This is a genomic window from Vibrio sp. (genome assembly GCF_984391705.1).
The window spans coordinates 1-1,378 of record NZ_CFHWOM010000158.1 but is presented as its reverse complement, the minus strand read 5'-3'; the positions used below and the strand labels follow the sequence as shown (position 1 = coordinate 1,378).

Genomic DNA, 1,378 nt, shown 5'->3' with positions numbered 1-1,378 from the left:
CAATGTAACCCGCTAGGATTGGGATCATCAGCGTAAAGGCAACCACACCTACGTTTAGGATTTGGTTCCACATGCTACCTTCAGGAATTGCCATGCCCGCTTCACTTGGCTGACCACCGACTGCAAGAGCAAGTGCAATCAACAGACCACCCGTGACAACGAATGGGATCATGTGTGATACGCCGTTCATCAAGTAGCGGTAAAGGTCAGAGCGAGCCTGAGAGGCTTTGTTTGCAACAGAAGTTTGCGCATTGCTGCTTGCTTCTGCTTGGTATTCTGGAGCACTTAACGCTTCGTTAATCAGACCTTGAGCATCGCGGATAGGGGCTTTTACGTTAGTTTTAACCACGCGTTTGCCCGCAAAGCGGTTCATGTCGACTTGCTTGTCACACGCTACGATGATTGCGTCTGCACGTTCGATTTCTTCTGCGGTTGGGCTGTTTTTCACACCGATTGAACCGTTCGTTTCAACCTTGATTTCGTAACCCATCGCCGCGGCACCTTTCTCTAGCGCTTCTGCTGCTAGGTAAGTGTGCGCAACGCCCGCAGGACAACCAGTAACACCAATGATGAAGCCTTGGTTTGCTGGTGCGTCTGCCACTGGTTGCGGCTCTTCTTTAGCAAGTAGGAGTGCCAGTGCGTCTTGGCTGTTTGTTGCACCTAAAAACGCATCAATGAAACCATCTTCAATTAATTTTGAAGACAGCTCTGCAAGTACTTCGATGTGGTGGTTATCGCCACCGTCTGGAGAAGCGATCATGAAGAACAGTTTTGAAGGCAAACCGTCTTCCGCGCCGTATTCGATACCTGATTTGCTTACGCCGATCACAACCGCTGGTTCGATGACTGCTGCACTTTTTGCGTGTGGGATAGCTACGCCATCTTCAAATCCGGTATTACCTAATTCTTCACGTGCTTTTATATCTGCAAGAAATTGCTCTTGGTCTGAAATACGACCTTGGGCGTGTAGAACTGCAACCAGTTCTTTAAATACGTCTTCTTTTGAAGTCGCTTGAAGATCAAGCTTAATCAAGTCTTCATTTATTAGTTTGGTGATCATTGTCGAACCCCTATAAATATAATTTTTATTTCAGGGGTATTTTGAAATTAACCAAGCGGAGACAGTAGTGAAGAAAAAATGCATTTACTGGACGATTGTAACCGCCCGACTAGAGTGTGATGTAGATCGTCTACTGGATAAACTTACTGCATATCTGTGACATTATGTGGAAGTCGATGAACCATAAGTGAAATGTGTTATTGCTCCAATATATAAGGGTTTGAGGGCTTTGTTGATGATTTGCCAGACTGGATAATTGATGTGTTAACTGGATTTTTGTAACCTTAAAATGGAAGTGTGATTTTGCTCAATAGCACA

1 protein-coding gene is annotated in these 1,378 nt (G+C 45.3%); it reads right to left on the bottom strand.

What is annotated here, in order from left to right:
• Positions 1-1,060 (bottom strand): fructose PTS transporter subunit IIA (locus AC4MRV_RS22110; protein ID WP_491189415.1); only part of this gene is annotated, 1,060 nt, incomplete at its 3' end.
• Positions 1,061-1,378 lie beyond the last annotated feature (318 nt).